The sequence below is a fragment of the Prevotella sp. BV3P1 genome (assembly GCF_000479005.1).
Lineage (GTDB): Bacteria > Bacteroidota > Bacteroidia > Bacteroidales > Bacteroidaceae > Prevotella.
The window spans coordinates 114,973-141,764 of sequence record NZ_AWXC01000008.1 but is presented as its reverse complement, the minus strand read 5'-3'; the positions used below and the strand labels follow the sequence as shown (position 1 = coordinate 141,764).

The 26,792-nt window shown below is 47.5% G+C and carries 19 protein-coding genes and 1 tRNA gene; 12 read left to right on the top strand and 8 right to left on the bottom strand.

Going from position 1 to position 26,792, the window contains the following annotated elements; translation table 11 throughout:
- Nucleotides 1-19 precede the first annotated feature (19 nt).
- The 3 genes from ansB (at nt 20) to aspA (ending at nt 3,827) form a co-directional block, all read left to right on the top strand.
- On the top strand, nt 20-1,072 hold the full coding sequence (gene ansB, locus HMPREF1254_RS02630; protein WP_023057068.1) for an L-asparaginase 2: 1,053 nt from the start codon (nt 20-22) through the stop codon (nt 1,070-1,072).
- Nucleotides 1,073-1,108: 36 nt separating this feature from the next.
- Nucleotides 1,109-2,302, top strand: a complete 1,194-nt coding sequence (locus HMPREF1254_RS02625; protein ID WP_023057064.1) for a porin — start codon at nt 1,109-1,111, stop codon at nt 2,300-2,302.
- A gap of 115 nt (nt 2,303-2,417) precedes the next feature.
- A complete protein-coding gene (gene aspA / locus HMPREF1254_RS02620) occupies nt 2,418-3,827 on the top strand; it encodes an aspartate ammonia-lyase (protein WP_023057111.1) in 1,410 nt (469 codons plus the stop codon).
- A gap of 507 nt (nt 3,828-4,334) precedes the next feature.
- On the opposite strand, the gene HMPREF1254_RS02615 is transcribed toward aspA, so the two are convergent.
- From HMPREF1254_RS02615 to HMPREF1254_RS02600, 4 genes are all read right to left on the bottom strand, one after another.
- Nucleotides 4,335-4,577 carry a hypothetical protein gene (locus tag HMPREF1254_RS02615; RefSeq protein WP_023057059.1) on the bottom strand — a complete coding sequence of 81 codons (243 nt, stop codon included), beginning with the start codon at nt 4,575-4,577 and terminating at the stop codon, nt 4,335-4,337.
- Between the two features lies 1 nt (nt 4,578).
- A complete protein-coding gene (locus tag HMPREF1254_RS11425; RefSeq protein WP_023057156.1) occupies nt 4,579-6,906 on the bottom strand; it encodes a leucine-rich repeat domain-containing protein in 2,328 nt (775 codons plus the stop codon).
- A 750-nt stretch (nt 6,907-7,656) separates the two neighbouring features.
- Entirely contained in the window at nt 7,657-8,097 is a 441-nt protein-coding gene (locus HMPREF1254_RS02605) for a lipocalin-like domain-containing protein (RefSeq protein ID WP_023057033.1), read from the bottom strand.
- Nucleotides 8,098-8,110: 13 nt separating this feature from the next.
- Nucleotides 8,111-9,679, bottom strand: a complete 1,569-nt coding sequence (locus HMPREF1254_RS02600) for a capsule assembly Wzi family protein (protein WP_023057118.1) — start codon at nt 9,677-9,679, stop codon at nt 8,111-8,113.
- A gap of 1,243 nt (nt 9,680-10,922) precedes the next feature.
- On the opposite strand from HMPREF1254_RS02600, the gene HMPREF1254_RS02595 reads away from it, so the two are divergent.
- Complete coding sequence (locus HMPREF1254_RS02595) at nt 10,923-11,981, top strand: hypothetical protein (protein WP_023057000.1); 1,059 nt, start codon at nt 10,923-10,925, stop codon at nt 11,979-11,981.
- Between the two features lie 43 nt (nt 11,982-12,024).
- Here HMPREF1254_RS02595 and HMPREF1254_RS02590 read toward each other — a convergent pair whose 3' ends face one another.
- The gene (locus HMPREF1254_RS02590) at nt 12,025-12,534 is read right to left on the bottom strand and encodes a histidine phosphatase family protein (RefSeq protein WP_036890871.1); all 510 of its coding nucleotides are present in this window, start codon (nt 12,532-12,534) and stop codon (nt 12,025-12,027) included.
- Between the two features lie 86 nt (nt 12,535-12,620).
- On the opposite strand from HMPREF1254_RS02590, the gene HMPREF1254_RS02585 reads away from it, so the two are divergent.
- The 3 genes from HMPREF1254_RS02585 to HMPREF1254_RS02575 all read left to right on the top strand — a co-directional run bounded on the left by HMPREF1254_RS02585 (nt 12,621) and on the right by HMPREF1254_RS02575 (nt 15,880).
- A complete protein-coding gene (locus HMPREF1254_RS02585; protein ID WP_023057176.1) occupies nt 12,621-13,331 on the top strand; it encodes an HdeD family acid-resistance protein in 711 nt (236 codons plus the stop codon).
- Between the two features lie 39 nt (nt 13,332-13,370).
- On the top strand, nt 13,371-14,669 hold the full coding sequence (locus HMPREF1254_RS02580; RefSeq protein WP_023057152.1) for an MFS transporter: 1,299 nt from the start codon (nt 13,371-13,373) through the stop codon (nt 14,667-14,669).
- A gap of 212 nt (nt 14,670-14,881) precedes the next feature.
- Nucleotides 14,882-15,880 (top strand): glycoside hydrolase family 130 protein, encoded by a 999-nt coding sequence (locus HMPREF1254_RS02575; RefSeq protein WP_023057032.1) that lies wholly within the window; start codon nt 14,882-14,884, stop codon nt 15,878-15,880.
- 137 nt (nt 15,881-16,017) lie between these two features.
- On the opposite strand, the gene HMPREF1254_RS02570 is transcribed toward HMPREF1254_RS02575, so the two are convergent.
- On the bottom strand, nt 16,018-17,103 hold the full coding sequence (locus HMPREF1254_RS02570) for a TlpA disulfide reductase family protein (RefSeq protein ID WP_023057122.1): 1,086 nt from the start codon (nt 17,101-17,103) through the stop codon (nt 16,018-16,020).
- A gap of 228 nt (nt 17,104-17,331) precedes the next feature.
- Between HMPREF1254_RS02570 and HMPREF1254_RS02565 the strand changes: the two genes are divergently transcribed.
- From HMPREF1254_RS02565 to HMPREF1254_RS02555, 3 genes are read left to right on the top strand one after another with little or no spacing between them, the layout of a single operon-like run.
- Nucleotides 17,332-18,021, top strand: a complete 690-nt coding sequence (locus HMPREF1254_RS02565; protein ID WP_023057097.1) for a queuosine precursor transporter — start codon at nt 17,332-17,334, stop codon at nt 18,019-18,021.
- Between the two features lie 20 nt (nt 18,022-18,041).
- A complete protein-coding gene (gene queF, locus HMPREF1254_RS02560; RefSeq protein WP_023057049.1) occupies nt 18,042-18,500 on the top strand; it encodes a preQ(1) synthase in 459 nt (152 codons plus the stop codon).
- A gap of 21 nt (nt 18,501-18,521) precedes the next feature.
- On the top strand, nt 18,522-20,744 hold the full coding sequence (locus HMPREF1254_RS02555; protein WP_036877956.1) for a patatin-like phospholipase family protein: 2,223 nt from the start codon (nt 18,522-18,524) through the stop codon (nt 20,742-20,744).
- A 92-nt stretch (nt 20,745-20,836) separates the two neighbouring features.
- Here HMPREF1254_RS02555 and asnA read toward each other — a convergent pair whose 3' ends face one another.
- Both asnA and HMPREF1254_RS02545 read right to left on the bottom strand, forming a co-directional pair.
- Entirely contained in the window at nt 20,837-21,874 is a 1,038-nt protein-coding gene (asnA, locus tag HMPREF1254_RS02550; RefSeq protein ID WP_036878002.1) for an aspartate--ammonia ligase, read from the bottom strand.
- 834 nt (nt 21,875-22,708) lie between these two features.
- Complete coding sequence (locus HMPREF1254_RS02545) at nt 22,709-24,937, bottom strand: glycoside hydrolase family 3 C-terminal domain-containing protein (protein ID WP_036877954.1); 2,229 nt, start codon at nt 24,935-24,937, stop codon at nt 22,709-22,711.
- Between the two features lie 319 nt (nt 24,938-25,256).
- Here HMPREF1254_RS02545 and HMPREF1254_RS02540 point away from each other — a divergent pair.
- Both HMPREF1254_RS02540 and pepT read left to right on the top strand, forming a co-directional pair.
- Nucleotides 25,257-25,330 (top strand) — tRNA-Arg (locus tag HMPREF1254_RS02540).
- Between the two features lie 37 nt (nt 25,331-25,367).
- Nucleotides 25,368-26,591, top strand: a complete 1,224-nt coding sequence (gene pepT, locus HMPREF1254_RS02535; protein WP_023057146.1) for a peptidase T — start codon at nt 25,368-25,370, stop codon at nt 26,589-26,591.
- Nucleotides 26,592-26,792 lie beyond the last annotated feature (201 nt).

Below are 26,792 nucleotides of genomic sequence, written 5' to 3'. Positions count from 1 at the left end.
CACTTAAAAACAATTTATTATGAAACATTTACGTATCAACATCCTGGTGATTGTTGCATTGTTCGTTACCGTTGGTCTATGTGCCAAACCTAAGGTTCGCATCCTGGCAACAGGTGGCACCATTGCTGGTGTATCCACAAGTTCTACATCATCTGCTTACAATGCCGGCCAACTGGGTGTGGAAACCTTGATTGCTGCCGTTCCGCAGATTAAAGACATTGCTGACGTATCAGGTGAGCAAATTTGCAACATCGGTAGTCAGGACATGAACGACCAAGTGTGGCTGAAACTGGCCAAACGAATCAACCAGCTGCTCAACCAAGAAGGTTACGACGGCGTGCTGATCACTCATGGAACCGACACCATGGAAGAGACTGCTTACTTCTTGAGCCTCACCGTACACAGCAACAAACCTGTCATCTTGGTAGGTGCCATGCGTTCGGCCACAGCCATCTCTGCCGACGGACCCGCCAACCTGTACAACGCAGTGGCTGCCATTGCTACACCCGAATCGCGCGACAAGGGCGTGATGGTTTGCATGAACGACCAACTGTTTGACGCCAAATCGGTCATCAAGACACATACCACCGACTGCGGTACGTTCAAGGGTGGCATCTATGGTCAAATTGGTAACGTGTTCAATGGCAAGGCTTACTATCTGCAAACACCAGCCTACAAACGTGGAACAGAATCAGTATTCAACGTGGACAACCTCAACAAGTTGCCACAGGTGGGCATCATTTACGGTTACTCCAACTGCTCTGACCTTCCTATCAAGGCATTCGTTGATGCCAAGTACGATGGCATTGTGTTGGCAGGTGTTGGCGATGGCAACTTCTACAAAGACGTTTTCGACGTGGCTATCAAAGCACAGAATAGTGGCATCCAAATCGTTCGTTCAAGCCGCGTACCCACAGGTCCTACCAACTTGAATGCTGAGGTAGATGACAACAAATATCATTTCGTGGCATCTCTCAACCTCAATCCTCAGAAGGCACGCGTATTGTTGATGCTGGCTTTGACGAAAACACACGACTGGCAGCAAATTCAGAAATACTACCAAGAATATTAATTCCTATAGTTTATTAAGGAAATAATCACAATGAATATGAAAAAAATAATGATGATTTGCGCCATGATGTCTTTGGCACTGGGCGCAAGCGCACAAGGTAACAATACAGGCATGGGTGGCGAAGATGGCAACTACGAGTCATTGGCAAGCCGTCTGTTCAAATTAGAGAAGAAAAGCGACGCAATCAACGTGTACTTCAACTATGCGTCTTCCTTCCAAGAGGCTTACAATGGCAACGACTGGGGTTCGTCTTTCAAGAACAAACAAGCCCGACTGGAAATCAAAGGTTCCTTCGGCAAACTCTCTTACCGCTTCCGTCACCGCTTGAACAAAGCCAATGGTGCACAGGGCGAGGACAACTTTGCCAAGGCTACCGACATCCTTTCGGTTGGTTATCAGGTCACCGACAAGCTCGGCATCACGGGTGGTAAGATGTGTCAAAACTGGGGTGGATTTGAATTTGATGAGAACCCCATGTACATCTACCAATACTCTGACATGGTTGACAATATGGATAACTTCATGGCCGGCGTAAACTTCGCATTCAAACCCGTGGAATCTCAGGAGTTCAACCTGAACATCACCAATGCTTACAACAACAAGTTGGCTCAAGAATACGGAGCTGACCTCAAAGTGATGAAAGAGAATGGAAAGACTGAAGCTGTGGAAGCTGCCAAACATCCATTGACCTATATCTTCTTGTGGAATGGTAATTTCTTTGGCGATAAGCTACAAACGCGTTGGTCAGTGGGCACACAGACACAGGCCAAGGAGCAGAGCAGCCAGATGGTGATGCTCGGTCAAAAGCTCAACTTGCCCACCTTCCAGTGGTATTTCGACTACATGGGTGCCTTTGACGACGTAGACCGTCTGGGCATTGCCACCAGCGACTTGGCACAATCCCGCGGAGAAGGCAACGTGCGCTACGGCAAGGTAAACTACAACTCGTTCATAACCAAAGTTAATTGGCAGTTCGTTCCTCAGTGGAACCTGATGCTCAAAGGTATGTACGAAACGGCAAGTGTCAGCAAGATAGAAGAACTTAAGAACTATCGTAAGTCTTTTGGTTACTTTGCCAGCTTAGAGTATTATCCTGTCAAGTCACAAGACTGCCGCCTATTCTTGTCATACATCGGTCGTAACTACAAGTTCACGGACAAGAGTAAATTGGCTGACTACAACACCAATCGCATCGAACTGGGCTTCATGTACAGAATCAAGGCATTCTAACAACAACCCTTTAACACCAAGATGAACGTGAGACACCCCTCGTGTCCACGTTCGTCTGTTATGACGAACCATGACAAACACAGAAAAACAACTACAAAAATCAATAGTAAACACAATGGAACAAAACGAAAAATACAGAGTAGAGTCTGATCTCTTGGGCGAATTACAAGTGCCAGCAGACGCTTATTATGGTGTTCAAACGCAGCGCGCCATCAACAATTATCGCATTTCCAATACCAAGATGTGCGATTATCCCCAGTTTATCATGGCCATCGCATACGTCAAGAAGGCAGCTGCCGCAGCCAACGCTGAGTTGGGTGCCCTTGACAAAAACATTGCAGAACACATCTGTCAAGCTGCCGATGATATCATCGGAGGCAAGCTGTGGGACAACTTCTGCATTGACATGATGCAGGGTGGAGCCGGCACGTCCGTGAACATGAACGCCAACGAGGTGATTGCTAACCGCGCATTGGAGTTGATGGGATATGAGAAAGGTGACTATGTGCACTGCTACCCCAACGACCATGTCAACTGCGGACAGTCTACCAACGACGCTTATCCTACGGCTTTACGCTATGCGGCCTACCGCATGAACAAAGACTTGTTGAAGAGCTTGAAAGCACTTGTAGACTGCTTGCGCGTCAAGGCCAACGAGTTTAAAGACGCGGTGAAGATGGGTCGCACCCAACTGCAAGACGCTGTGCCTATGACATCGGGACAAGAGTTCGCCGCTTTTGCCAACACATTGGAAGACGAGCTTGAGTACATCGAATACAATGCGAAGAAACTGCTCACCATCAACATGGGGGCCACAGCCATTGGCACAGGACTGAACGCCGTACCAGGTTATGCTGATTTGGTGACCGAGTATCTCACCAAGTTCACTGGCGACGAGTTTGTGAAGGCCAAAGACATGATTGAGGCCACACCAGACGCCGGCGATTATGTAAGCTACTCAGGAGCATTGAAGCGATTGGCGGTCAAGTTATCCAAGATTTGCAACGACCTCCGCCTCATGGCTTCAGGTCCTCGCTGCGGCTTGCACGAAATCAATCTGCCCGCCATGGCACCAGGTTCTTCCATCATGCCGGGTAAGGTGAATCCCGTCATACCGGAAGTGACCAATCAAGTGTGCTTCAAGGTCATCGGTAACGACATGGCCATCACCATGGCTGCCGAGGCAGGACAGCTGCAACTCAACGTCATGGAGCCTGTCATCGTGGAGTGTATGTTTGAAAGCATCACCTGGATGACCAACGTCATGAACACCTTCAGGGAGAAATGCGTGAGCGGCATCACCTTGAACGAGAAGCACAACCTCGATATGGTGAAACATTCCATCGGCATTGTCACGGCGCTGAACCCATACATCGGGTACAAAAACAGCACCAAGGTAGCCAAGGAATCATTGGAGACTGGTAAGAGCCTACACGAGATTGTGGTGGAGAAGAAACTCATGAGTGCCGAAGAGGTTGACAAGATTCTCGACCCAAAGGCCATGTTGCAATCACACAACCTATAAGCATAGGGCGAAAGCCCTGATAACATGATAGGGGGATGCATCATCGTTTTGATGCACCCCCTTTTCTTTTTGTTTTAACAACGAATGAACATGAGTGTTGTTGAACAACGAATGAAACAAATGAAACGAATCAACTAAACAACTCAATGAACTAAACAAGACCATGAACGCAAGCGTTCTGCTAATGAAACAAATTCTGCCAACATAACCATGTCGTATGCCTTTGCCAAATTCGTTTGATACGGTGAACGCCAGCGTTCATTGATTTCCAACAATCGGATTTGTTTTATTGGTTCAATTCGTTGTTAAAACAAAAAAATGATTGTTGTTGGCAACATACTTTCTATATGAAAGAGTTGTTCCACACCACCAGCAGGATGATGTTGGATGTTACAACCTGGTGAGCGGCTATCAAACACGAAGTGGGAGGGAAACCCATTGGTTCCCTCCCACTTTATTTCATGTCATGAGTAGTTGCAGGACTATTCTCGGCACGCATGCCGAGGGTTACCACATGCTTCCCCATTCTTCTTTTTCGTAGTTGCCAACCTCTTCGTCCGACAAGTCAAAGTCGCCCTGCCACTTCTTTCCATAGGCTTCATCGGTGGGTTCCTCTTTCCTTGGTATTTTTAAGGTTTCGCTTACCGCTATAAAGTTAATCGTACCTATTTTGATGATTTCGGTGCGTGGCGACAGGTAGGTGTGCCTGTCGCTGGCAGCGTTGCTTATATTTTTATCTTTAGTGTTCATCTTATTTCGTCTTTAATGTTTTCTTACCCTTCATGATATACATGCCCGATGGCAGACTGTCGAAGTTGGTGCCTACATAGCGCCCGTCGATGGTGTAAATGCGCTGTGCGCCTTGCTGTGCGTCAGTGTTTCCTGTTACATCGTTGATGCCCGTCGTTTCGCTGTCTGTAGTGAGTAACACAAACTGCTTAGCAGCGGTAGTCCCCAGTACACCCATGATAAATCCGCGGAAAGGAGGCAACAATTTCGGTGAAGCGTAGTTTTTCCCTGGTAATCTTTTCCAAAGATCATTTCCTTCTTTATCGTGTCCCAACGTATGAGGACTTATTGAAAGAGACACGTTTTCATCTTCATTCCAGTAACGTGGACTCATTTCGGTACTACCATAGAAACAGAAACTTTGGTCAGACGCGGCAGGAACGAATCCACTTGGCTTAAGCCTTCCTGATGTTGAATACTTGTCTTTGCCGGACGCAGCTATTTTCACGGGAGTGTCAACCGCCTTGAACTCCTGCGAGGTGTGGCTATTTCCGTCGGTGATACGCAACAGGTAGGGTCTGTTTCCCTTGAGCGTACTACCGTCAGGGATTGACTTAAACACATACTTTTCAATATCGCCTTCTTTAGTCAAATAGTTCAAATCGTATGCGCGTATACCGTCTGGTAATGTCACTGCGTATGGCAGGAAGATGGTGAAACAGTTCTTACCAGAGGCAAAGGCAGAGAAGTCGCGGTATAAAGTTAGGGATTGGTCGCTTTCATAGTGTTTGAGTGTCAATTCCGTATTGTTTCCACGCTTGATAGTAACATCTTTAATCGTCATGTTGCATTTGTTGTAAACCACCTCGTTGGCTCTGATGGCATAAGGGAACTCGTATTCCATGCCATCCTGCAAGCTCAGCTTGGTGCATGTGCCATCGCTCTTAACAAAGTTTACGTCCTGACCTGCTGCAAAGGAGATGTCCTGCGCATCGGGAAGGTAAACGACGGTGTGGGTAGGCAAACCTGCCGTGATTGAACCCGAATTAAATTCACGTGACAAATTCTTTAGTTTGCTTTTGACATCTGCGCTGCTCACATTACGTAAGTCTATATATTCCAATTCTGGGCAACCTTCAAGAATTCCCGCACCAATCTTGCAGTTAGCAGTACCTTTCAAGGTAAACCCTGCCAGTTGAACGTTTCCAGCAAATGCACCATCACCTACTTCCTCAACTTGCTCTTCAATCACAAAGTCGCCTGACATAACGCCATTTTCGAAAGCCCTTGCGCCTATTACCTTTACCTTAGACAAGTCGTTAAAACTTTTGATACCTGTATTTGCGAAAGCTCTTTCTTCTATAGAAGTCACAGAAAGGGGAATCTCAAATTTATATAGATCCTTAAACGCTTTTTCAAACATACCTGTAGGAATCGTCTTTGGACCACTTGCCAATTTTACACTGCCACCGAATTCTGCAAAGGATTCCACACCCGAACGTTGGTCTGTGCCTGCGGGCAAGTTTTTATACATCGCCTTTATAACATCATCCGTGGGAGCTTCGCCAATCTTTGCCGAAGCAGGAACACTCGTAAATTTAAAAGAATTGGCACCCTTGAAAGCCTGATAGCCCACAAATGTTATTTTTGGACATTTAACAGTAGCTTTTGAAAAGCTTCCCTCAAAGGCTTGAGGTCCAATAGCGGTTGCACCTGAAATATCGATAGATGTGGGGGATGCCTTATAAAGTGTACCTTTACTATGTTGCTGCTCTTTAATCTTAATAGGAGTCAAATTAGTTTTATAGAAAGCGCGCCAACCTATGTACTTCAGGTTTTTCGGGAAATCTATGCGTTTGACACTGCATTGATAAAAGGCGGCATCCTCAATGGCTTCTATCGTCTTAGGAAGATTCATTTTATAAATTCCCCTTTCGTTGATGAATGCATAGGCTCCAATAGCTACCACTTTCCATGTCGTGCTATTATGGCTTACTGTTTCAGGTATTTTTATAACATTTATATCATGAGTTTCAAATGATCTGTCCTTACCTTCTTTTTCCTTTTCTTGTGTTAGATTCCCGTTGTAGGCTTTCCACTCGTCAGGGATGTTTGTCGTTTCATCCTTTAACTCCTGCTGTCTGGCTTCTGCTGTTGCCGCCTTTTTGTTTTTGTATGTTACTTTCACAGTATGCTTTGCAGCATCTACCACCTCATAGCAATAGCCATTGACCTCAAATCTGGTTCCTGCATTCTGCGCGGAGATAGGCAGCGCCGTTATCATCAGCAGCACAAGCGCAAACCATGCGCTGCGAAGCTTTGTCTTGTTGTTGTAATTTTGTTTCATCATTCTAAATAATATTTAATTGTTGTTTTATATCTTATATCGCCGAATGGATACTCATAAGAATGGGTGCTCTCAATAAGGATTGTTTAATATCTACTTTTGATATAATTCCATAATTCGATACAAAGGTACACAAAAGCATCGGTTGTAACAAATACAATGCGCTTTTTTTCATACATTTAACGAAAATGTCATAGCAACGGAATGGCACGGACAATAATCCGTGTAAATCCGTGAAACTCCGATGCGAACACGGCTCTTTCACCTAAGCCCAATGTTGTTGAACAACGAATGAAACAAAAAAAACGAATCAACTAAACAAGACAATGAACGCAAGCGTTCTGCGAATGAAACAAATCTGACGACATCAACATGTCGCGTGGCTTTGCCAAATTCGTTTGATTTGGTGAACGCCGGCGTTCATTGATTCCAACAAAAGGATTCGTTAAATGCGTTAAATTCGTTGTTAAAACTAAAATTAACCATGTCGTGTACTTTTGCCAAATTCGCTTGATTCGGTGAACGCCGGCGTTCATTGATTCCAACAAAAGGATTCGTTAAATTCGTTAAATTCGTTGTTAAAACTAAAATTAACCATGTCGTGTACTTTTGCCAAATTCGTTTGATTCGGTGAACGCCTGCGTTCATTGATTCCAACAAAAGGATTCGTTAAATGCGTTAAATTCGTTGTTAAAACAAAAAATAAGGTTGACGACAAACGACCTTTTGTTGTGAACGGGCTATCCGTTGCATTTAAAATTTGGTGAACACCAACCGAAGCTGCTCACTGCGCAATATCATACGCGAACCATCTAACCTTTCTACCTCAAACTGCTCGTCGAGCCGCCGAATGCCGTATGGATAGAGAATCTTCACATCGTCTATCACCGGGTCGCCCTTGGTGCGATCTGAGATCAATGGCTTGTGCAACGTCAGACGCTGGTCACGGTGTTCAAACTCCATCACACACTCGGGATAGCGGTAATCCAAATCGTTGAGCATGAGAATTTTGCCTTGAACCGACCAAAACAATCGTTGCGCATAGAGGTCGGCCGTTCCCTTGGTTTGCAAGGTATCTACTTGTTGCAAACGCCAATAACCGTCTAAAGCCCCGTTGTTGGACGTTTCCAGTTCGCACGAAGTCCACGTTGCGAGCATCAGGAGGGTGAGGAGGATATAAGATACTTTTTTCATTTCAATGACTTGTTTACAGGTTGAACACTCCATGTTTGCCGATGGTGAGCTGTACGCCTTGGTTGTTGCCAAGGATTCGGCCGAAATCGCCCCCATAACTCCCTCGGATATTCCAGCCATGTTTCAGCTGGCAGCCAACCTCCAGCATCACGCTAACGTTGTGCTGTTTGGCTGGGAAGGGTATTTTATAGGTTCCCAGTCCCTCTTGCCAAGTGGTCAACAGGCGATAGCTCACGCCGTTCCATGGCTCGCCCGACACGCCCAGGTGGAAAGCCTTGAACCGATTGTTCTGAACGTTGATACGTCCATCTTCGTTATAGAGCGGCGAACGATACAGCGGGTTACCCATCACTTCACCCCAATGCTGCCACCCGGGGTAAATGTAGTGATTGTAAAAATCATCGATTCCCGAGATATGGTGACTCATGTTCTGCGTGTGGTCATGATACACGGGGCCACTCTGATACTTGGTATACAGATATTCAAACACCACGTTGCGCACCAGGTCGTTGTATTTCAGATTGAGTTCCACGCCCAGCATCATGTCCTTGAAATCGTAGACAAAGAACTTTCTTTTCTTCTTGACGTTCCATTCGTCACCCGTTCCGTACCCGTCGTAGTCGAGTTGGAACATGGACGAGTGATCCTCGAAAAACTTTTCACCATACAGACCTACTCGCCAGGTGTCCGCGTCATAGTTCATCCGTATGAGCCAGCTGCCCAGTTGGTCGCCTTCCACATTCTGATAAACAATACCCTCTTCAGGTGCGTCGTATCCACCAGGCATGAAAGCATTCCAAAAAGCCCTGAAGCCCGTTTGACTACGAATCACGTTGACCGTCCCATCAGACTTGGGTTGATAGCCCGTTCCACCGAAAAGTGTGGCCATCTCCAATCCCATTTCGAGCGACAGCGGACAGAAGCGGTCTTCATTGCCTATCTTCAGATAGCCTGCCTTGCTGTGATACAGCACGTTGTCGGCATACTTAGACTGGCGCTGGGTAAAACTGTGCTGCCAGTTGTCGTCCGTCATCTTGCCGTAGGCGACATGTCCTTTCACGTGCAACCACCTGTTGCCAAAGGGCAACATCCAGTAATCGGGCAAGGCCAAGCGCACCTGCGGAACCGGACGGGCATTGATACCTAACGTTTGCGAACCGCTGCTCAACTGGTTGTTCTTCAACTCCATGGGATATTCCTTGCTCCCTACAGAGAGCGCGCCATGCAACCATCGCAGCTCGACAAAGGCCTGTTGAACCATCATCTTGCTGGTATGATTCACACCCGCCGTCACGTCCAGGCCATAGCCTATCCCCCATTTGCGTGCCGAGTCGGTACGCAAGGGTCTGATCATGGCCGCACGCAGATAACCGTTGTTCTTTTCCAACGAGCTCAAGCCATGCCGGTTGGAATGGAGCCACAAGGGCGTTTTGCCATCAGCGAACGAACTTTGTAACTCTACCTGATAATGAATGTTCTCACCGATGTTCCACGGCGATGCGTTTTCTGCTTCGAAATCGGCCTGGGCATGCCCCACTCCAGTGGCGAACAGCAGAACGGACAGTAATATATGACGTTTCATGCTTTATAGAATCGTGCTTTTTAACGATAACGAGAAATCGTAACGATTATTATATATTCATCGTTGTGGACCCACGGCATTTTCATCGAAAGGCAATGTTGTTGAACAACGAATGACACAAATGACACGAATCAACGAAACTAGACAATGAACGCAAGCGTTCTGCGAATGGAACAAAAGAAAATAATTATTTTTTAACAACGAATGAAACGAATGAAACGAATCAACTAAACTATACAATGAATTCATTGATTCCAACAAAATAATTCGTGTCTTTTGTTAAATTCGTTGTTGAAACAAAAGATATGATTGTTGTTGATGACAAATAACCTTTGTAAATGAAAGGGGCATGGACGTGGCGAAATGAGAAATATGAGGAATATTATTTGTGAATTTTCTTGACAACAAGGTGCTCCATATTTCGCTTATTCGCCAACAAAGAAACCAATGGTCGCAAATTCGCCCAAAATAAACTACTTTTCAAATTGCGCTGACTACCAACATATTACAAGCAACCATCTGCATCAAGAACCTGCTTTTCGAGCTTTTGTGAGCCAAAAGCATTGCTATAAAGGTGAAATCTACATGCTTTTACATGCCTAACCCATGCTAATAGGCCATCAAAACGATGCTTCTACGACGAGAAAAGTCGACATTTTTAAGGTAAAACTCGAGTTTTCGGGCCAAAAAACCTCCTGCTTGCTCCCTGTTTGCCTATTGATTTTTTCCAGATGGCACTATTTCAAGTGCCGTTTTAGGGGCACCAAACAGACAAAATATTTAACAAATTTCCTACTGCGAAGCAGCGTTTTTTAACAACGAAAAGCGCGAAAGAAGCAAAAAAACGTTGCTGCAAACAATATTCACGGAAGAACGCACAGCGAATTACCACAAAAGTTTATGATGAAATACCACAAAAGTTTATGATGAAACACCACAAAAGTTTATGATGAAACACCACAAAAGTTTATGATGAAATACCACAAAAGTTTATGATGAAACACCACAAATAATGGTTTTTGCCAACTAATCACCTCATTTTAATGAAAGACTCGTGCGGCGATAGGGATTTTCCCCTCACGGTTTAGGGAAAAACCTTTTCATCCATGCGTGATAATCGTTACATTTGCGATGTGATGAAGAATGAGAAACGGATGGACGGAAACAATGCATCGTTAATGTTCTGTTATCCACACGGACATCACAAGGACGTATATATTCACAACATTAAAAATATTTCATGATGAAAAAGCTGATTATTTCCCTGGTTTCACTGTTTGTACTCACGGTATCAGCCAACGCCATGAGTTACAACCAAGCGCGTCAGCAGGCCCTTTTCCTGACGGACAAGATGGCATACGAACTCAACCTCACCGATGACCAATATGAGGCTGCATACGAAATTAACCTCGACTACCTGATGAGCATCGACAACTACGATGACCTGTACGGCCTCTATTGGGAGCGCCGCAACCTGGACTTGAGTTACATTCTGCTCGATTGGCAGTACCGCATGTACTGCGATGCCAGTTATTTCTATCGCCCGCTCTACTGGAACGCAGGCTATTGGCACTTCGGTGTGTACGCCCGCTATCCATACCGTGACTACTTCTATTTCGGTACACCACGCTTCTACGCCGTGTACCGCGGAGGCCACAGCTGGCACCGCAACGGCAACCGATCGTGGTACTATGGACGCGACTACGGTCCCAGACGAGGCTATGATGAGATAGGCATGCGCGATGGATTCAACCGCGGATATTATAACAACGGCAGTCGCTCGTTCGGCAACGGCCCCCGTCGCATTATCTCAACCTACGACAGTCCGTCAAGAAGCAATGGCTCGAGTGATAACCGCAGATATAACTCCGCGCCCAACCGCAGCGGCAGCAGCTTTGGCAACCGACAGAGCAGCACGCGTACCACGGTTACCCAACCGGGTTCGTTCGGCAACGGCAGTAGAAGTGGAGGCAGCTTTGGCCGTGACGAATCGACAGGCGTTAGGTCGACCGTACCGAATCGTACGTTCACGCCCGACCCATCTACCCCATCCAGAAGCTCTTCACCAAGCCGGTCATACAGCTCACCATCGAGAAGCTACAGCCCACCATCAAGGAGCTACTCTTCACCAAGTCGTTCGTATAGCTCACCATCGAGAAGTTATAGTCCACCATCAAGAAGCTATTCTTCACCCAGTCGTTCCTACAGTTCGCCATCAAGAAGCTATAGTCCACCATCAAGATCAGGTGGCAATTCGACGGGAACACAAGGTGGCGGCAGAAGTTTTGGAGGTCGCAGGTGATTGATTCCTTCCACAAAGACGTGATTATTCGCTGGGTTCTTACTTATTGAAGGTTCAGCACTCTCACCTCAGCGTTTTCCATTCTCTCGATTTCCTTCATGGGTCGATGATGGAACACGCTCTGTATCGCCTTGTTGATGATGCCATGACCTACAGCTAACACCGTTTGATGGGGGTAACGGCTGCTCATCTCTTCGAGAAACTGTCGGGCGCGATGCTTCATCTCTTCCAACGACTCTACATTGTCGGGAAAGGGCAAGTCTTGCAAATCGGGAATGTATCTGCCCGTAAAGTCACCCCAGTCGCGCTCGCGCAGCAGCGGTGTTGTCTGCACCTTGATGCCATGCGGTGCGGCTATCACCTCACATGTTTCTATGGCCCGACGCAAATCACTGGACACAAACGCATCGACATGCAACTGCCGGAACCGTTCGCGCAGTTCTTCGGCCTGCCTGAGGCCAACCGCATTGAGCCTGCCCTGCGTCTGTCCCTGCATGAGATGGGCGGCATTGTCCACCGTTTCACCATGTCTGACCAAATACAATGTTGTCATAGAATGGAATATTAGGATACAAAAATACGAAAAGTATTGCATTTGTGGGAGATAGTTCGTACATTTGTAAACATATTACAAATCGTATGAAAACTGTACAAAACACATTCATCCGTGCGCTAGTGTCCATCATCATAGGCGTACTGCTCATCCGCTACCGCGAAGATACCGTTACATGGCTCACCATCCTCATTGGTGTGCTATTCTTGATTACCGGACTCATATCGTGCATCACCTACCTCATTGACCGCAAGCACCGCGACGACACCGTGGTGTTTGACGCCAATGGTCGGCAAATCTCCGGCTTCCGCCCCACCTTCCCCATCGTGGGCATCGGCAGTATGGTGCTGGGAGCCGTACTGGCTCTGATGCCTACCGTCTTTACAACTGGATTGGTGTACATCATCGCCGCCGTGCTTATATTGGGAGCCATCAATCAGTTTGTGGTGTTGGCTGCCATCAACCGCATCATCCGCGTGCACATCATCTTCTGGCTGCTGCCCTGCGTGGTGCTTTTCATCGGTGGCATCGCCATCATAAAACCCCAATGGATAGCCCAGGCGCCGCTCTTCGTTATTGGCTGGACGCTCGTATTGTATGGTGTCATCGAGTGCATCGATGCCTTTAAGGTGATGTCGGTGAACCGAAAATACAAGCAAGCACCGACCAGTCCCACTGCAACAGATGCCGTTGAAACGACAGCCGAGCCCGTTGAATCTGCTGAATCTGTTGATGAAACAGCTGCCTCCATGGACAAACCTACACTGCCAACCGATACTGAACAAAAAAACTTATAAGGCATCCGTTATACGATGCACACATTGTTGTATTAAAAAATGAAAGAAGAACTAACCTACACGCACCCGAGAAAGACGAGTCCCATTGCATGGGTGCCTACATTGTATTTCGCCATGGGGATGCCCTTTGTGGTGCTCAACATGGTGACGTCGCTGATGTACAAAGGCATGGGTATCTCTGACACGCAAATCACCTTTTGGACAGGATTGATTATGCTGCCTTGGACATTAAAGCCTATCTGGAGTCCGTTCCTTGAAATCTACAAGACCAAGAAGTTTTTTGTGGTGCTTACCCAATTGCTTTGTGGCTTGATGTTTGCCTTGTTGGCATTTGCCTTGAACCTCTCCGACTTCTTTGCCATCACCATTGGCATCCTGGCCGTGATTGCCATGAGCGGTGCCACACACGACATCGCAGCCGATGGAACGTATATGTCGGTACTGTCTACCGAAGAACAAGCCAGATGGATAGGTTGGCAAGGTGCCTTCTACAACGTTGCGAAGATATTTGCCACGGGTGGATTGGTGTATCTGGCGGGAATATTCATCAAGAGTTACGGTGTGACCAAGGCGTGGATGTTCATCATGCTCATCGTTGGCGTGACCATGCTGGCTTTGGGATGCTATCATTTTTTCATCCTTCCTACCGATGGCAAAGCTGCCCAGCACAAGAAGAGTGCCCGTGAAGTATGGACGGAGTTGTGGGCGGTGTTTGCAGAGTTCTTCCAGAAGAAACACATTATCTATTATATATGCTTCATCATTCTCTATAGGTTTGCCGAAGGGTTTGTGATGAAGATTGTGCCGCTCTTCCTCAAAGCACCGGTTTCGGAGCAAGGTTTGGGCATGACAGAACAACAGATTGGCCTGTGCTATGGCACCGTGGGTGCTGCCGCCTTTGTGATTGGTTCTATCTTGGGCGGCTACTATATCGCACATCGGGGATTGAAAAAGAGTCTGTTTTCGTTGGCCTTGGTGTTCAACGTTCCGTTTGTGGCATATAACCTGTTGGCCATTTACCAACCACAAGATCTTGTCTTCATAGGCAGCGCCATTGGACTGGAGTACTTTGGCTACGGATTCGGATTCGTGGGACTGACGCTCTTCATGATGCAGCAGATTGCGCCAGGCAAGCATAAGATGTCGCACTATGCCTTTGCCAGTGGCATTATGAACCTTGGCGTGATGTTACCTGGCATGATGAGTGGTGCCGTGAGTGATGCATTGGGCTACCGACACTTCTTCGTATTTGTGTTGCTATGCACCATTCCCGCCTTACTCATCACTTGGTTTGTGCCGTTTGGAGCCTCCCCTAACCCCTCCCAAGGAGGGGAATAGATAGCCGAGAACATTGAACTTTGAACTTTGAACTTTGAACTTTGAACTTTGAACTTTTTGTTTAGACAAACTATCAACTGGTGAACTGGTAAACTATGGACTCGTCAACTAAAACTATCAACTGGTGAACTCGTAAACTATAGACTCGTCAACTAAAACTATCAACTCGTGAACTTGTAAACTAAAAACTCGTAAACTGAAATAACATTTCTATGTCCAAATTAATCATTCAAGGGCAACCTTTGCCCAACATGCCGTGGGAAGACCGTGCGGCAGATTGTAAAGAAGTCATGTGGCGTTGTTCGGCGAATCCCATTATTCCAAGGAATTTGCTACCAACCTCCAACAGTATTTTCAATAGTGCCGTAGTACCTTTCAAAGACGGCTACGCTGGTGTGTTCCGCTGTGATGATACCAACCGACGCATGGTATTGCACGTTGGTTTCAGTGACGACGGCGTGAAATGGAACATCAACGAAGAGCCGCTGCGTTTTGAATGCGACAATAAAGAGATTGGTGAATGGGTGTATGGTTACGACCCTCGCGTGTGCTTTATCGACGACCGCTACTACGTCACTTGGTGTAACGGCTATCACGGACCTACCATTGGCGTGGCATACACATTTGATTTCAAGACCTTCCACCAATTGGAAAATGCGTTCCTGCCCTACAATCGCAACGGCGTGATGTTCCCTAAGAAGATCAATGGCAACTTTGCCATGCTCAGTCGCCCGAGCGATACGGGACACACTCCTTTCGGAGACATCTTCTACAGCGAATCTCCCGACTTGGTATACTGGGGCAAGCATCGCCATGTGATGTCGCCTGCCGCCTTTGAAGTAAGTGCATGGCAGTGCATGAAGATAGGCGCAGGTCCTATACCCATTGAGACATCCGAGGGTTGGCTGATGTTCTATCATGGTGTGTTGCGCTCGTGCAATGGCTATGTGTACAGCTTTGGCTCTGCCCTACTCGACTTAGAACAGCCGTGGAAGCCTATCTATCGTTCAGGTCCTTATCTCATCTCACCACAAACACAGTATGAACTGACTGGCGACGTGCCTAACGTTTGTTTCCCCTGTGCCGAGGTACACGACCCCGCCACGGGTCGCGTAGCCGTTTACTATGGCTGTGCCGACACCGTCACCGGCCTGGCTTTCGGCTATATCCCAGAGATTATTGAATTCACCAAGCGCACCAGCATTATTTAATAAAGACGAAAGATAAAATGGGAAAGATGAAATAGGAAAGGCGCATAGCCTTCTCATTTCATCTTTCCCATTTCACTTTTTCCTCTAACAAGCGAAGGGCACGACGAATCATGCCCTATACTTGCAAGATTGATACTTTAGTATCCGAAGATTTCCTTCAACTTTTCGGCCAGCTTAGAACCACGCAAGTCGTGCGCAATAATCTGTCCAGATGGATCAACCAGGATGTTCGACGGAATGGAATTGACACCATAAACCTGGGCGGCAGCACACTTCCAGCCTTTCAAGTCGGAGATGTTGTGCCAAGGTAGTTGCAAGTCAGCGATGCCTTTCTTCCAAGCATCAGCCTTTGAGTCGAACGACACGCCAACCACGTCGAATCCCTTTGCTGCATGATAGCGCTTGTAAGCATCCACCACGTTGGGCATCTCTTGTCGGCACGGGCCACACCAGCTTGCCCAAAAGTCAACCAACACATAGTTGCCCTTGCCCACCCATTGGCTCAGTTTGGCAGGTTTGCCCTGTATATCGTGCATAGCAAAGTCGGTAAATTGCAAGCCCGGCCGACGCTTGCCCAGCGAAACGAGCTGTCGTTTAGGACCTTCCATCATGGGGTGGTTGTAATAAGCGCAGGTGTTGTCGAGGATGGACACCAGGTCGTTGTACGACAGCGAATAAAACATCTGTCCTAAAAAGTATGCCGGAGCCACACTGGTTTTGTGTGTATTGGTAAATTTCAAGATGTCTTGCACCTGTTGTTCCTGCAATTGTTCCATCTGTTTCTCAAACGTAGCCTTCTTGGTCTGTCCTTCGATGGTCATGTCAGCTGCTATCTCTTGGTATTTCTTGTAGATGTCCATCATTTTCTCATCCTGCTTGCTCTGTTGCTTTTGCAAGGCAACGAACTGAACATTCTGTGCCGATCCAGTGACGCTCTGGTTGTTCAAGTTTACCGTGATGGGCGTACGGTCGTTAATGACGGTGATGCTATGGCTTGCATCGGTTGCCACAGTGATGAAGGTGTTCAGCGGTTTTGTTCCGTTAAGCTGAAATTTACCGTTGCTGACTGTTGTGCTGTCAGTTTTCCTGAACTGTCCATTGTCGTAATAATAAACCATTTTTGCGTTTGCCGGAGCAGTACCGGTAATGACATATTCCGCATTTTGGGCTTGCATGGCAGTGGCTAACAGAGCAACTGCTGCTGTGAATAAGTACTTTTTCATTGTGTTCTATACTATTGTTTATTTGAGGCAAAAATAATCGTTTTTTCCTTAAAAACAGCTCGATATCGGCAAAATTATGTAACTTTGCAGAAATTCAACAACAATTCAGTGTTTCCAAATGAACCAGATGAGGGTCTGATGAAGGATAATCAGGGCGCTCAAGACATTTGGACATTACATTTTTATTCATCATAGAGTGCTTGATAAACCTCTTAAAAAACAAGAATTATGGAACAAAAAACTCAGCACGTTAGTGTGCTATTCATGCTTTTCAGCATCCTTTTTTGTGTTTGCCTGATTACGGCAAACGTGTTAGAAACCAAGCAAATTGCCGTAGGTCCCATCTCGTTGACCGGCGGACTCATCGTTTTTCCCATCTCGTACATCATCAACGACTGCGTGTGTGAGGTGTGGGGTTATCGCAAAGCCCGCTTACTCATCTGGACAGGTTTTGCCATGAACTTCTTCTTTGTGATGATGGCGGCACTGTGCGACTTGATTCCCGGAGCCAGCTACTGGACGCTTGGACAGAGCTTCCACGACATCTTCGGACTGGCACCGCGCATTGCTTTCGCCTCATTCATAGCCTTTTTGTGTGGTTCGTTCGTCAATGCTTATGTGATGAGCCGCATGAAAATCTCATCACAAGGAAAGAATTTCTCTGCCCGCGCCATCCTGAGTACCATCTTTGGTGAGAGTGTCGACTCGCTTATCTTTTTCCCCTTGGCCTTTTTCGGGGTGATACCTACCGCCGAAATCTTACCCTTGATGTTCTGGCAGGTTTTGCTCAAGACTGCTTACGAGATTCTGGTGTTGCCCGTCACCATCCGCGTTGTCCATACTTTGAAGGCACACGAGGGTGAAGATGTGTACGATGAAGGGATTGACTACAACGTGCTACGCATCTTCAACATATAATATAAATAAGGTATTGGCTTATGGAAAGTACAAGAAAAGAGGATGGCTTAAAGGCTTTGGGAGCGAAAACCAAGTATCAGATGGATTACGCACCCGAGGTGTTGGAAACCTTTCAGAACAAACATCCCATGAACGATTATTGGGTACAGTTCAACTGTCCCGAGTTCACATCGCTGTGTCCCATCACCGGGCAGCCCGACTTTGCCGAAATACGCATCGCCTACATCCCCGGCGAGCGCATGGTGGAGAGTAAGAGTCTGAAGCTGTACCTGTTCTCTTTTCGCAATCATGGCGACTTTCATGAAGACTGCGTGAACATCATCATGAAAGACCTCATCAAGCTGATGCAGCCTAAATACATTGAGGTGACAGGCCTCTTTACTCCACGAGGCGGCATCAGCATCTACCCTTATGCCAACTATGGACAGCCAGGGACCAAGTACGAAGCCTTGGCCAAGCAACGCTTTGCGAACCATTAAATAACACAAATACATACAGCTATGAGGAAAACACTAATTCTCTGTATGCTGCTCTTCTTCGGTCTGGTAGCACAGGCCCAGCCCCACCACGCCCGCAAGAAGGTGGCTGTGGTGCTGAGTGGCGGCGGAGCCAAGGGCATGGCGCACATCGGGGCACTGAAGGTGATAGAAGAAGCAGGCATCCCAGTGGACATCGTGACAGGAACATCGATGGGAAGTATCATAGGTGGACTGTACTGCATAGGCTACGATGCACATTGTATGGACTCTATCGTCAGGCTGCAAGACTGGTCGCTCGTGCTGTCGGACAAGGTTGACGTGAGAAACCTCAACCTGAACAAAAGGAAAAAAGAAAATACTTATATGCTGAGCCGTGACATCCGGCTTGGCAAAAACAACCGCACACGTCAGGGAGGTCTGATACAAGGGAAGAATCTTTCAAAGCTGTTTGCCCGGCTGGCCTTCAACTACCGCGACTCCATTGATTTCAACGACCTGCCCATCCCCTTTGCCTGCGTTGCCACGAACATCATAGACAACACCGAATACGTTTTCCACCGAGGTTCACTCACCGAGGCCATGCGCGCCAGCATGTCCATCCCAGGGGCATTCACGCCCATCAGGAAGGGCGACATGGTGTTGATTGACGGTGGACTGCGCAACAACTACCCGGCAGACATCGCCCGCGAAATGGGAGCCGACATCGTGATTGGCGTCACCGTCCAGGAGCCTCCAAAGACGGCAAGCGACTTCGACAAGGGTGCCAGTGTGATTGGACAGATTGTTGACATCAACTGTAAGAACAAGTATGATGAAAACATTGCCAAGACGGATATCCTCATCAGCACCGATACGAAAGGCTATGGTGCGGCCTCATTCTCAACCGCCGCCATCGACACCCTGATTAGGCGAGGCGAGGAGGCGGCCATGAAGCAATGGCCAAAGCTGGAGAAATTGAGAAAAGAATTGGGCATCGCACCCGGACAGGAACCAGAACACCTGGTCAAGAACAAGGTTGAGATTCAGCCCGACAAGGTGAAAATAGCCGACATCGTGTACGAGGATGTCGACGAAGCTGATCAAAGATACATCGCACACAAGTTCAAGCTGAACAAGCGTGACAGCATACAAGTGAACCTATTAGACCAGATATCCAACACGATGCGCGCCGACCTGTACTACAATGATGCCGACTGCTACATCACACCAACGGAAAATGGCGAGCGTCTACACATTGCCTCCAAGGGACAGAAAGACGCCAAAGCAAGTCTGGGACTGCGGTTTGACACGGAAGAGTTGGTGGCCTTACAGGCCAACCTGGGACTGTTTGTGCGGAGCAAGGCCATCCCCATGGCAGCCAACTTTACCCTGCGACTGGGCAAACGCACCATGGCTAATGCCGACTTTGCACTGTATCCCAGCTCCTGGGGAAAAGTTAACGTATCCTATCAGTTCCGTCATCAGGACATCAACATCTATAGCGAGGGAACAAGAGACGTCAACCTGATTTACAACCAGCACACCGTGAGGGTGGTTCCGTTCGACTTCAACATCCGCAACTTCAACTTTCGCCTGGGTGGACGCTATGACTTTTATCACCACGATGCCGTACTGCAGGATGTAAAACGCGAGCGGTGGAATACAGATTTGAAGAACCTGCACCTCATTAGTTACCAGGGCGAGATAACCTTCAACTCGGAAAACCATTGGAATTTTCCATCCAAGGGAGCCAAGTTTGAGGCGGGTTACGGCTATTACACCGACAATTTCGTGGGCTACGACGACCATAGCGGATTGAGCATCGTGAACGCCATGTGGCGCATCTCGTTTCCACTGAACAACAGACTCACACTGCAGCCGATGCTCTATGGTCGACTGATTGAGGGTACCAATGCACCATACGTTTTGCAAAACATCATCGGAGGCGACCGGTTCCATTACTTTTCTGACAGTCAGCACATGCCTTTTGCCGGCGTGGCCTACGTGGAACAGGTGAAAGATAAGTTTGTAGCGGCACAACTGAGGCTTCAGCAGCGCATCTTAGACAACAACTATGTCATCGCAAAGATATCAGGTTACCTGTCAGACGACAAGTTCGATGACCTGTTTGACCATGGTCCAAAGATTGGTTGTCAGGCAGCTTACTACTATAACAGTGTGTTGGGGCCGATTGGAGGCTCGATAGGATGGTCGAGTAAGACCAAGACACCCAATTACTACATCAATCTTGGATTTGTTTTCTAAGTGAGGTACGATTTAAAAAGCCAGCCATCGGTCGCCGATGGCTGGCTTTTTTCATTTATCCATGTCTGTAGAGCAGCCCAACTGGCGGACTGCTAAATGAGCCGCATGTCCAGCTTGTCACACGCCTCGCGCATGTCTTCGGGCCAAATGCTGGCCTGAATCTCGCCGATATGGGCTTTCTGCAAAAGCACCATGCACAACCTGCTTTGCCCAATGCCGCCGCCAATACTCAATGGCAACTTGTCGTTGAGCAACTGCTGATGGAAGTAAAGTTGCTGCCGCTCTTCCTGCCCCGAAAGCCGTAGCTGTCGCAGCAGACTTTCCTTATCCACACGAATTCCCATGGAAGAGAGTTCGATGGAACGCTCCAACACAGGATACCAGATGAGGATGTCACCATTGAGTCCCGCCTGACCGCCATTGGTCACGGTAGACCAATCGTCGTAGTCAGGGGCGCGCCCGTCGTGTTTCTCACCGTTGCTGAGCGTGCTTCCGATGCCAATGATAAACACCGCGCCATACTTTTCACAGATGGCATCTTCACGCTCTTTGGGTGAAAGGTCGGGATATTGCCGCAACAAGTCCTCGCTATGGATGAAGTGAATTTGCTCGGGGAGGAAAGGTTTGAGCTGCGGGTAGGTCTCGCAAGTGAGGTATTCGGTGCGAAGCAGCGCGGCATAGATGCGCTCCACCACATTTTTAAGGAACGAGAGCGTGCGTTGTTCGGGGGTAATAACCGCCTCCCAGTCCCACTGATCGACGTACAATGAATGCAGGTTGTCCAGCTCCTCGTCGGCTCTGATGGCGTTCATGTCGGTGTAGATGCCATGGCCGGGCTGAATATTGTACTCGGCCAGCGTCAGTCTTTTCCACTTAGCCAACGAGTGAACCACCTCTGCCTCGGCGTCTCCGAGGTCCTTGATGGGAAAACTTACCGGCCGCTCCACACCATTGAGGTCGTCGTTTATGCCCAGTCCTTTGAGAACGAACAAGGGGGCGGTGACGCGCCTCAAGCGCAATTCGGTGGAAAGGTTTTGTTGAAAAAAGTCTTTTATCTGTTTAATGCCCCGCTCTGTCTGCTTCATGTCCAATAATGCATGATAGTGGGGTGGTTTTATCAATTTGCTCATCGTTGTATTTTCTAAAACATCATATTCGGTTTGGCACGCCACCTCTTGATTGCTGACGTGTCTGCAAAGATAGACGTTATATCAATCATACGCAAGTATTCAGGACAACAATAACACCAAAAGATACTATTTACGCATTTTTAATGACTATTTGCACACACCAAGAGGATGAGGGTCACGATGGTAGCCACAAATGATTTTTCTTGACATCCAACCTCTCCATATTTCGTTTATTTTCAACGAACCAGTCACACGGACGCAAATTCGCCCAAAATAAGAAAACAACGCATCTCTCTAACAATCAATGATTTACATTTAACTTACAGCACAACCAGTCTATTTTTCAAGTCTTATTTACTCAAAAGCATTGCATTAAGGGTGATACATGCATGACTTTGGCTGGTTAATGCATGGGAATAGTCCACCAAAATGATGCTTTTAAGCACGAAAAGTGCAGCTTTTGGGGTAAAATTTGAGTTTTTCTTACCCTGTTTTCACTTATTTGTCGCCTGCTTGCCTATTGATTTTTTCTAGATTGAACATTTACATGTGCCGTTTTAAGGGCGATATTTGGTAAAAAAAGTCAACGTTTTATCTTACTTCCCACTTATTGACATCTACTTGACTCCGTTCCGCCAGCTGCTAATATTCGGGGTACTGGAGTACCGTGGCCACACAAAAATCCTCCACGTTTCCATGGAGGTGAACGTGGAGGATTTGATGCGTAAAACAGTGTAAGCCCAAGACAAATCAATGAGTTTGAATTGCTGTGACGTAATCTGCTTGATTCAAAAACCGTTTCCGTTGATGGCAATCATCAACACCGAGGCGGCTTTATTGTAATCTAAACTTGGCTTTGAGCGGAAGATGGTCGGAAGCGTTGCCCACCAACACCTCAAAATCACCAGGCTCGGCCACCCACTTTTGTTGCTTGTCATGATAGAAACTCAAGGCAGAGCGGTCGATGGTAATGTCTACATCCTTGGTTTCTCCCGAAGCGAGATACACCTTCTTGAAGCCTTTGAGTTCTTTTTGGGGGCGAGGCAACGACGATTTCAGGTCGCTGACATACAGTTGAACCACCTCAGCACCTGCACGGCGGCCTGTATTCTTGACCGTGACGGTGGCCGTGAGTTGGTCGTTTTCCGTCATCTTCTTCTGACTCAATCGCAAATTGGAAAGGTCAAAGGAGGTGTAGCTCAGTCCATGTCCGAAGGCGAAGAGCGGCTTCGTCTTATCCTTGTCAACCCACCTGTAGCCAACGAAAATGCCTTCCTTGTAGGTTTCGTCTATCACCTTCTTGTCGGCACGCCACGTTCCGGGATAGCTGTTCAGTCGGTGAGCTGGCACGTCGTTCAAGGTCTTGAACCAGGTGTATGGCAGTTTGCCCGACGGATTGGCATCACCCACGAGCACAGAAGCCAATGCCACACCGGCCTGTGAGCCGATAAACCAGCCCTGCACGATGGCCGGAACCTGCTTCACCCACGGCATTTCAACGGCATTACCAGAAATATTGACATAGATAAAGTTTTTGTTGACCTTGGCCAAGGCGGTAATTACGCGGTCTTGTTGGTAGGGCAAGCCGTATGATTTGCGGTCGTGTCCCTCACAGTCTTGATAGTCGCTCTTGTTCAAGCCACCGAAGAATATCACATAGTCGGCCTCTTTAGCCTTGGAAACCGCTTCGGCAATCAGCTCGTCAGCCGACCTCTTTTCAGACAAGTCCTGTCCCGTTGTTACGCCATTGTAATTGCCAGTGACATCACCCACATAGCCTCGGGCATAGTCTACGGTTGCTTTTCCTGCCAATCTTGCCTTCAGTCCATCAAGCGGAGAAATCTCGCGTTGCACTTTCAAGGACGAGCTTCCTCCGCCAACGGTCATCATCTTGATGGCGTTCTCGCCCACTACAAGCACCCGTTTGGCCTGATGGAGATCAATGGGCAGCACGTTTCCTTGGTTTTTCAATAGCACGATGCCTTCTTCTGCAATCTTCTGGGCTGCCTCATAGTGGGCGTCAGAGCATAAGAAACCCTGCTTGTACGTCTGATCCATCGTTGTACGATAAAACAAACGCAGCACCCTGCGCACCTTTTCATCCAGTTCGCGGGTCGTGAACTTCCCTTCTTGGATTAACTTCAAATAAGGTCTTGCCAGGTAATAATTGTCGTAAGCATTGGTGGCTCCCATGGTGAGTCCATCGGTCCAGGTGCCAAATTCCATGTCAAGTCCGTTCTTCACAGCCTGTTCGGTATCGTGTGCACCGCCCCAATCGCTCACCACCACACCGTCAAATCCCCAATCGCGCTTGAGGATGTCGTTGAGCAGATACTGATTATGGCAGTTGTGCTGATTCTTATACAGGTTGTATGCCCCCATGATGCCCCATGCCTTACCTTCCTGCACGGCGGCTTTGAAGGCGGGAAGGTAAATCTCATGCAAGGCTCTGTCGTCCACAATGACGTTGACCTGATGCCGGTATTCCTCGTCATTGTTCAGGGCATAGTGCTTCACACAGGCTGCCACGCCAATCGATTGCAGTCCCTGAACATAAGGAACCACCATGCGGGAGGCCAGAAATGGGTCTTCGCCCATGTACTCAAAGTTACGCCCGTTCAGCGGAGTGCGGTTGATATTCACGCCAGGACCGAGTATCATGTTCTTCCCTCTATAGCGAGCTTCCTCGCCTAAGCTCTTTCCATAGAGCATGCCCAACTGTGGATTCCAGGAGGCAGTCAGACAGGTCAGCGCCGGAAAGGCCACACACGAGTCGTTGGTTTGCCCAGCCTGTTCCCACTCATCCCACAGTACGTCTGGTCTGACACCGTGAGGACCATCGTCTGTCCAAAAGTCAGGAAACCCCAATCGGGGTACGCCTGCCGACGAAAATTTGCTTTGTGCGTGAATCACTCTAATCTTTTCGGCCAGCGTCATGCGTTGCAATGCATCTTCAATGCGTTCTTCCACGTTTTTAGTTGGATCAAGATACACGGGCAACGATTGTGCCTTGGCCATACAAGTCATCCCCAACAGGATGCAGGATAAAATAATTTTTCTCATTTTTATTGGGTGGTTTAGGTTATTATTCAACAAACTTCTTCCTTTCATCCGCATCGATTCACCTTATTTATAGATGTTGTAAGTCTGTCTTTTGCAAAGACAGTGCGAACCGAATGCAATCAAGCTTGCTTGGAATTGCTGAGGTGAAGCCTGTCTTATGCAAAGGTATTGATTTTTTGATGAACACGAAAGGCTGGAATGTAAAATATGACCAAAAGAGTTCTTATACCACATAGTGGCCACAATACGGAAAAAAGAAAAATAAGAAGGCATGTTTTGTCGGTATCAACTTTTTTCTTTATATTTGCACACACATTATGGCTCCGTAGTTCAGCTGAATAGAATGCAGGATTCCGGTTCCTGAGATCGCGGGTTTGAATCCCGCCGGAGTCACCCTTACTAGTGAAATCACACTTAATTCTAAAAGTACATGGACATTACAGAGAGATTTATCAACTATACCAAGTTTGATACCCAGTCGTCCGAAGACTCACAGACAGTCCCCAGTACATCAAAACAACTCGTTTTCGCCAAGTACCTCAAAGAGGAGTTGGAACGTGAAGGATTCTCGGATGTAGAGATGGATGAAAAAGGCTACATCTATGCCACGCTGAAGGCAAACACCAAAAAAGACATACCCACCATCGGTTTCATCTCACATTATGACACCAGTCCTGATGCCAGCGGAGCTAACATCAAGGCGCGCATTGTAAACAATTATGACGGCGGTGACATCATCCTTTCAGAGGGTATCGTGTCTTCTCCCGGGAAATTTCCCGAACTGAAGACGCACGTCGGCGAGGATCTTATCGTGACAGATGGACACACCTTGCTGGGTGCAGACGACAAAGCGGGTATCGCAGAAATAGTAGATGCCATGTGCTACCTACGCGATCACGATGAAATTGAGCATGGTGACATACGCATGGGGTTCAATCCTGATGAGGAAATAGGACTTGGCGCACACCATTTTGACGTGGAAAAGTTTGGATGCAGCTGGGCTTACACCATGGATGGTGGTGACATTGGCGACCTGGAGTACGAGAACTTCAACGCTGCCAGCGTCAAAATCATAATCAAAGGGGTGAGCGTTCATACAGGATATGCAAAAGACAAGATGATCAATGCCAATCGGTTGGCATGCGAATTTAACGCCATGATTCCCGACACAGACATCCCAGAGAACACCGAGGGTTATCAAGGATTCTATCATCTGCTGGGCATGGAGACCCGAACGGAAGAGGCTAAGATGAGTTATCTCATTCGAGATCACGACCGTGAGAAGTTCGAAGACCGCAAGGACTTTATGGAAGACTGCGCGCAAAAGATGAACGAAAAGTATGGTGAGGGTACGGTTGAGATTGTCATCAAGGACCAGTACTACAACATGAAGGAGAAAATTGAACCGAACATGCACGTCATCGACATCGTTTTGCAAGCCATGCAAGAAACCGGTGTGGCCCCGAAAGTGGAGCCTATCCGTGGTGGAACCGATGGCGCACAGCTCAGTTTCAAGGGCTTACCCTGCCCAAACATCTTCGCTGGCGGCGTTAATTTCCACGGCCCTTATGAGTTTGTTTCTATTCAGGTCATGAAAAAGGCGGTCGAGGTTATTGTGAAGATTTGCGAGATAACGGCCCAATACAACGACTAACGCATTTCGTTTTGGCTGCAATCCAGCTTGATATATAAAACAAATCCATTGTAAGAAAGATAAAAACAATTCGATAAAAAGCGGTCTATAACACCCATCGTGTGCTATAGACCGCTTTTATTTATCCATCTTGTCAACGCTGCCGTCATGTTTGAACGTACAAAATTACGTTTCTGCGGCATACTGAAAGTAAGGTTTTAT

Coding starts and splice junctions, on each gene's coding strand:
- HMPREF1254_RS02575 (WP_023057032.1), top strand. CDS start 14,882: ATGTCCAAATTAATCATTCAAGGGCAACCTTTGCCCAACATGCCGTGG.
- HMPREF1254_RS02585 (WP_023057176.1), top strand. CDS start 12,621: ATGAAAACTGTACAAAACACATTCATCCGTGCGCTAGTGTCCATCATC.
- HMPREF1254_RS02600 (WP_023057118.1), bottom strand. CDS start 9,679: ATGAAACGTCATATATTACTGTCCGTTCTGCTGTTCGCCACTGGAGTG.
- HMPREF1254_RS02580 (WP_023057152.1), top strand. CDS start 13,371: ATGAAAGAAGAACTAACCTACACGCACCCGAGAAAGACGAGTCCCATT.
- asnA (WP_036878002.1), bottom strand. CDS start 21,874: ATGAGCAAATTGATAAAACCACCCCACTATCATGCATTATTGGACATG.
- HMPREF1254_RS11425 (WP_023057156.1), bottom strand. CDS start 6,906: ATGATGAAACAAAATTACAACAACAAGACAAAGCTTCGCAGCGCATGG.
- ansB (WP_023057068.1), top strand. CDS start 20: ATGAAACATTTACGTATCAACATCCTGGTGATTGTTGCATTGTTCGTT.
- HMPREF1254_RS02545 (WP_036877954.1), bottom strand. CDS start 24,937: ATGAGAAAAATTATTTTATCCTGCATCCTGTTGGGGATGACTTGTATG.
- HMPREF1254_RS02605 (WP_023057033.1), bottom strand. CDS start 8,097: ATGAAAAAAGTATCTTATATCCTCCTCACCCTCCTGATGCTCGCAACG.
- HMPREF1254_RS02570 (WP_023057122.1), bottom strand. CDS start 17,103: ATGAAAAAGTACTTATTCACAGCAGCAGTTGCTCTGTTAGCCACTGCC.
- pepT (WP_023057146.1), top strand. CDS start 25,368: ATGGACATTACAGAGAGATTTATCAACTATACCAAGTTTGATACCCAG.
- HMPREF1254_RS02615 (WP_023057059.1), bottom strand. CDS start 4,577: ATGAACACTAAAGATAAAAATATAAGCAACGCTGCCAGCGACAGGCAC.
- queF (WP_023057049.1), top strand. CDS start 18,042: ATGGAAAGTACAAGAAAAGAGGATGGCTTAAAGGCTTTGGGAGCGAAA.
- HMPREF1254_RS02625 (WP_023057064.1), top strand. CDS start 1,109: ATGAAAAAAATAATGATGATTTGCGCCATGATGTCTTTGGCACTGGGC.
- HMPREF1254_RS02565 (WP_023057097.1), top strand. CDS start 17,332: ATGGAACAAAAAACTCAGCACGTTAGTGTGCTATTCATGCTTTTCAGC.
- HMPREF1254_RS02590 (WP_036890871.1), bottom strand. CDS start 12,534: ATGACAACATTGTATTTGGTCAGACATGGTGAAACGGTGGACAATGCC.
- HMPREF1254_RS02555 (WP_036877956.1), top strand. CDS start 18,522: ATGAGGAAAACACTAATTCTCTGTATGCTGCTCTTCTTCGGTCTGGTA.
- aspA (WP_023057111.1), top strand. CDS start 2,418: ATGGAACAAAACGAAAAATACAGAGTAGAGTCTGATCTCTTGGGCGAA.
- HMPREF1254_RS02595 (WP_023057000.1), top strand. CDS start 10,923: ATGAAAAAGCTGATTATTTCCCTGGTTTCACTGTTTGTACTCACGGTA.